This is a genomic window from Rickettsia endosymbiont of Cardiosporidium cionae, from assembly GCF_015476335.1.
Classification (GTDB): Bacteria; Pseudomonadota; Alphaproteobacteria; order Rickettsiales; family Rickettsiaceae; genus JADHZC01.
This window is the reverse complement of sequence record NZ_JADAQY010000011.1, coordinates 1-5173: the sequence shown is the minus strand read 5'-3', so window position 1 is coordinate 5173 and position 5173 is coordinate 1. Positions and strand designations below refer to the sequence as shown.

Genomic DNA, 5173 nt, shown 5'->3' with positions numbered 1-5173 from the left:
ATAGATTGACAAAAACTACAAATAAAAATAATATATAGCCCACTGCTATTAAGTGCGCGCTACGTTGTTGCTTGCAACAACTAAAACACTTTAGAAATTAAAGAAAAAGAATATTTTTAGATAACTATTTATAAAAATCTAATTTACTACTTATAGTATTGTTAATTAATAAGAATTAATAAAGTAAAGATGAATTATACAAAATTAAAAGATCAATTAGGATGTTTTATTATATTTGGTATAAAACTTTTATATTTAGTAAATACTCATTTTAATAATATAGTTATTAATTTATATAGCATTAAAAATTCGATATTTTACTACTGTTTGGATCTAACTGAATTTAATAAATTATTAATTTTAAAATTATATTAGCAAGATATAAAGGTTGTGTAATATGGCGATATGTCACTTTAGTTATCAAATGATTACGAGAAGTAAGGGACATAGTGCAGTAGGGAAAGCTGCATATAGATCAGCAGAGAAATTACACGATCAAAGAATAGATAAAACTTTTGATTATAGAAACAAAAGCGATTTACTATATAAGGAGGTTTTACTCTGTAAAAACGTACATATTAGATTATCAGATAGAGAAGTTCTATGGAACAAAGTAGAGGCTGTTGAGAAAAGGAAAGACTCTCAACTTGCAAGAGAGATAGAGGTCTCCTTACCAAGAGAACTTAGCGATGAACAAAACATCAAATTGGTAAAAGACTATGTTAGGAATCAATTTGTATCTCTGGGGATGATTGCAGATATATGTATTCACAAAGGACATGGTAAGGATCAGCCGCATGCACATATTATGCTTACAACTAGAGAGGTATCAGAGGAAGGGTTTGGTAAAAAAGTAGTAGAATGGGACAAGCAGCCTGTTTTGTATAAATGGAGAGAAGAATGGGCTAATTATACAAATAAACATCTGGCAAAAGCAGGATTAGATATAAGGATAGATCATAGAAGCAATAAAGAGCGTGGAATAGACTTAGAGCCGCAAAATAAGATAGGGCCAAATGGCGGAAGAGAACGTTATAGTGAGAAAGTAAAAGAGCATGAAGATATAGCAAGGCGCAATGGAGAAAAGATACATAATGATCCTGGAATTGCTATAGATGCACTGACTAAATATAAATCAACATTTGATTATCATGAGCTAGCTAAATTTATTCATCGTCATACAGTGGATTATGATCAATTTGCCAGAGTGTGTTATAGGGTTTTGTCTTCGCCGGAGCTTAAATATCTCGGGGAAGATGACAAAGGGCTTGGCAGATATAGCTCAAAATCAATGGTAGAGCTCGAATATAGAATGGTGAGGCAGGCACAAGAGCTTGATAATAGTGCTGGTCATCAGGTGGATTTAGAAAGAAGAGAGAATATAGCAGGAAAATATGGCTTAGATAAAAGCCAAAGAGAGTCATTTAGACATATTACAGGAGATAGGGATATAGCTTGCGTTGTAGGTATTGCAGGAAGTGGTAAAAGTTATACACTTGGAGCTGCAAGAGAGGCTTGGGAAGCATCAGGATACAAGGTGGTTGGTATGACATTATCTGGGATTGCAGCAGAAAATCTAGAAGGTGGTAGTGGTATAAAAAGTTATACAGTGGCAAATAGGATAATTAATTGGGAAAATGATAGAGAGAAGCTTAGCAAGAATAATATAGTAGTGGTAGATGAGGCAGGAATGCTTGGAAGCCGTGATATAGCAAGAATAATGGATGAGGCAACTGCAGCTCAAGCTAAGGTAGTCATGGTAGGAGATCCTGAGCAGTTGCAATCAATAGAAGCAGGAGCGGCATTTAGAGGGGTAATAGAGAGAGTAGGCTTTAGTGAGATGAATGAAACCAGGAGGCAGCGTGAGGGCTGGCAACAAGAGGCTACAAAATCACTTGCACTTGGAGAGATAGGAGATGTAATAAGAGCTTATAGTCGCAAGGGGATGGTTCATGCATTTGATAGCTCAGATGCTCTTAAAGAAAAAATGGTGCATGACTGGCACGAATGTATGCAGGAGGAGAAATCCTCGATAATGCTAGCTTATACTAGAAAAGAAGTTAGGGATTTGAATGAGAGAGCAAGGGAAGTAAGGAAATCTTATGGAGAGATAGGAGCTGGTGCAAGTTATGATACAGAAAGAGGTAAAAGAGATTTTGCAATTGGTGATAGAATATATTTCTTGAAGAATGATAAAGAGCTGGGAGTAAAGAACGGAACACTTGCTACAATATTGAGGATATCTCAAAATAGATTCACGGTTAATCTTGATAAGGGCGGAGCGGTAAAATTTGATATATGGGATTATAAAGATATAGATCATGGATATGCAGCTACAATACATAAGTCACAGGGAATGACTGTTGATAAGAGCTTTTTACTGGCATCTAAGTATTTAGATAAGCATGCTGCATATGTAGGGATGAGCAGGCATAGAGAATCAGTTGCAGTCTACTGGTCGAGAGATAGGTTTGACGGAATTAGGGAGTTAGTGAATAGCTTAAGCAGAGAAAATAGAAAGGATTTAACTTTGGATTTTGTCAAATCAGATTATAAAGATACTGCAGGGATATTTGGCCAAAACAAGGGCTTTGAGATAGATAAAGCAGGAATTAAGGATTTAGAAGTAGGCATTGATAAAAAGGAGTTAATGCGGGCTCATTATACAAATGAAATGGAATATTTTGCGAAAAATATTGTTCAAGAACTAGGGTCAGTTTCATTTGAAACAGAAGTAGAAAATGAAAAAAAATTCGATTATTTGGGGAGGATGGAAATAAATGGCAAAGAATCTGCGATACTAGGATATGCAGATCTTCTGCATTATGCAGTATCTAATGTAAAGTTAGAAGCTTCGGTGAAGGAGGGAGATGAGATTAGAGTTACAAAAAGCATAGATAATCTTGGAAATATCAGAACAGTATTAGTACCTGAATTAAAATATGACTGGAAATCGAGTAATTATGAAAGAGAAACTGCTGGCCAATATATAAAATCAATTGCCAGAGGCTTGCAGTCAAGAGAGAATTATAGAATAGATAAAAAAGTAAGCACAAAAGATATCTATAGAGCATTATATCATCGATTGCCGTCTATATTGCCGGAGTTTGGCTTTATTAGGAGAGGGAATTCTTATGTATCAACAACAGGTCAGAAGGTAGACGGTAGTTGTGGCAGAAAGGGAAAAGTGTATGTATATGAAAATAATCCAGGATTATTGGTGGATTATACAAGAGAGAGCAAAAGCATATGGGATTATGTCAGTGAAATAAAGGGTACCAGTGATAAGAAGGATGTATTTGAGTATTTAGCGGTTGCATCGGGTATTAAGTCGTATTTTAATGATAAATTATCAATATTAAAAGATAGACAGATCCTCGATAAAAGTCAGAATACAAAGGAGCTAGGAAAGTCTGAGCCTAAAATCATAGAGCAGAAGATTTCTAGTGATATATGGCAGAAGCTGCATAATCATTGTTTAGATAAGATGGAGATAAAAAATAATCAGGTAGAGAGATATCTAAAAGAAGAGCGTAGATTGAGCACAAAGGGGATTAAAGATATGGGGATAGGATATTTACCTAGTAAAGCCGAGTTGGTAAAATCATTGGTAGAACAGGGCGTATCTAAAGAAAAAATAGATGACTTACTCAGATCTTTGGGATGCATCGGCAATTATGGCCATAAAATGATTATGTCATACAGCGACAAGTCAGGTAATATAATTGGAATTGTGGCACGGGATATAAAATATAAAGAAGATTCGAAGTTTCCAAAATATGTATATAGCAAAGGACTTGCAAGGAGCAGTACTATGCTTGGGATAGAAAATATTGATGCAAAGAAGCCAGTGATAATAGTAGAAGGTATTATGGACAGCTTAAGAGCAAAATCTGCTGGACTTAAAAATGTAGTAGCAATTGGGGGAACTGGTATGAACATAAGGCAAGTTGGGTTGATTAAAGAGCTCGGAACTCGCGAAGTTAAATTATGCCTAGATAATGATGAAGCAGGAAAAACAGCATTTAGGCATATAGCAAGCATGATATATGAAAATAATAATGATATAAAAGTCAGTGAAATAAAATTCCCAAAAGGAGTAAAAGATTTAGATCAGTTGATAAAAGAAAATGGGGTTAGTGCAGCAGAAAATGTAATATCAAGCGCTAAAGATATCAATCAATATGAGCTACAAGAAGCAAAAGAGCTAGATGTTCTTGAGAAATTTGTAAAGGAAAAAGGTGGATACGAATATGAGGTCAAAAGATGAGTAAAGATACACCTACAACAGCAAACGCAAAGCATGATGCTTTTTTTAAGCAGATGATGTCTGATCCATGTCAGAGAGAAAGATTTTTTTCACGGCATCTGCCAAAGAGGATTTTAGAAAAAATAGATATTAAAAAGTTAAAGATGGAGCCTTCTAGTTTTGTTGACGAAAGTTATGCTAAATACCATAGTGACCTATTGTTTTCTACAGCTGACAAAAAAAGATACGTGTATTTCCTTGTAGAACACCAATCTAGCAATGACCACAAGATTGCCTGGAGGTTAAGGCAGTACAAGGACCAGATTTGGGCAAGATTCCAAACGGAATATCCAAAAAGCGACCTGCCTGTAATATACTCTGCGGTAGTCTACAATGGAAAAGATACGTATACCGCTTCTAGAATATTTTGGAATCTTTTTGCAGAGCCAGCAGAAGCAAAGATTGTAGAAAACGAAGAATACTTACTTGTAGACTTACAAAAAATGGAAGATGCGATTTTAAAGAAAGAGAAGCAGTTGTTCGAGTATTTTCTAAAACATTTGGATGAGAAAAGGAATTTGTTTCATATTTTTTCTTCAGCTGTAAAAGAAATATACGCCTTAATGGACTTGGAGGAGCAAAAAGCTCAATTCCTTTCTTTTAAAGGATTGGTATGGTATACTGTGGGCAGAATTGCAAAAAATAAAAAAGAAGATTTTTTACAAATCATAAAAGACATCTTAAAAGAAAAAGGACAAAGTGAGGAGCTTATGAAAACCATTGCAGATAGTTGGATAGAAGAGGGAAAAGTAGTAGGTAAAGCTGAAGGTATGCAATTAGGTGAGGCTAGAGGTGAGGCTAGAGGTGAGGCTAAAGGTATCGAATTCACAGCAAGAAATATGCTAAAAAAACATATAGATATGC

General features: G+C 35.1%; 2 protein-coding genes. Both read left to right on the top strand.

The genetic code is table 11. The features are described 5' to 3' along the window. Positions 1–397: 397 nt before the first annotated feature. Positions 398–4270 (top strand): Ti-type conjugative transfer relaxase TraA, encoded by a 3873-nt coding sequence (gene traA / locus IHI24_RS04540; RefSeq protein ID WP_267463602.1) that lies wholly within the window; start codon positions 398–400, stop codon positions 4268–4270. Continuing rightward, positions 4267–5173, top strand: a 907-nt coding sequence (locus tag IHI24_RS04535; protein WP_194966879.1) for an Rpn family recombination-promoting nuclease/putative transposase, incomplete at its 3' end; no start/stop codon positions are given. The genes traA and IHI24_RS04535, both read left to right, overlap by 4 nt.

Bases quoted from the DNA above. Each gene is read 5' to 3' on its own strand.
- traA (WP_267463602.1), top strand. From the start codon at position 398: ATGGCGATATGTCACTTTAGTTATCAAATGATTACGAGAAGTAAGGGA.